Source organism: Corynebacterium sp. HMSC064E08, assembly GCF_001811805.1.
GTDB classification, from domain to species: domain Bacteria; phylum Actinomycetota; class Actinomycetes; order Mycobacteriales; family Mycobacteriaceae; genus Corynebacterium; species Corynebacterium jeikeium_D.
The window spans coordinates 1-820 of sequence record NZ_KV806697.1 but is presented as its reverse complement, the minus strand read 5'-3'; the positions used below and the strand labels follow the sequence as shown (position 1 = coordinate 820).

The window sequence follows — 820 nt, the reverse complement described above, 5'->3', positions numbered from 1 at the left end:
GGCACTGTTGCAAAGTTAGCGATGAGGCAGCCTTTTGTCTTATTCAAAGGCCTTACATTTCAAAAACTCTGCTTACCAGGCGCATTTCGCCCAGGGGATCACCATAATAAAATGCTGAGGCCTGGCCTTTGCGTAGTGCACGCATCACCTCAATACCTTTGATGGTGGCGTAAGCCGTCTTCATGGATTTAAATCCCAGCGTGGCGTTGATTATCCGTTTCAGTTTGCCATGATCGCATTCAATCACGTTGTTCCGGTACTTAATCTGTCGGTGTTCAACGTCAGACGGGCACCGGCCTTCGCGTTTGAGCAGAGCAAGCGCGCGACCATAGGCGGGCGCTTTATCCGTGTTGATGAATCGTGGGATCTGCCACTTCTTCACGTTGTTGAGGATTTTACCCAGAAACCGGTATGCAGCTTTGCTGTTACGACGGGAGGAGAGATAAAAATCGACAGTGCGGCCCCGGCTGTCGACGGCCCGGTACAGATACGCCCAGCGGCCATTGACCTTCACGTAGGTTTCATCCATGTGCCACGGGCAAAGATCGGAAGGGTTACGCCAGTACCAGCGCAGCCGTTTTTCCATTTCAGGCGCATAACGCTGAACCCAGCGGTAAATCGTGGAGTGATCGACATTCACTCCGCGTTCAGCCAGCATCTCCTGCAGCTCACGGTAACTGATGCCGTATTTGCAGTACCAGCGTACGGCCCACAGAATGATGTCACGCTGAAAATGCCGGCCTTTGAATGGGTTCATGTGCAGCTCCATCAGCAAAAGGGGATGATAAGTTTATCACCACCGACTATTTGCAACAGTGCC

Annotated in this window: 1 protein-coding gene; it reads right to left on the bottom strand. The window is 52.1% G+C overall.

Annotated elements, in window-relative coordinates; all coding sequences use genetic code 11:
* Positions 1 to 52: 52 nt before the first annotated feature.
* Positions 53 to 757 (bottom strand): IS6-like element IS26 family transposase, encoded by a 705-nt coding sequence (locus HMPREF2820_RS03185; RefSeq protein ID WP_001067858.1) that lies wholly within the window; start codon positions 755 to 757, stop codon positions 53 to 55.
* Between the last annotated feature and the right edge of the window lie 63 nt (positions 758 to 820).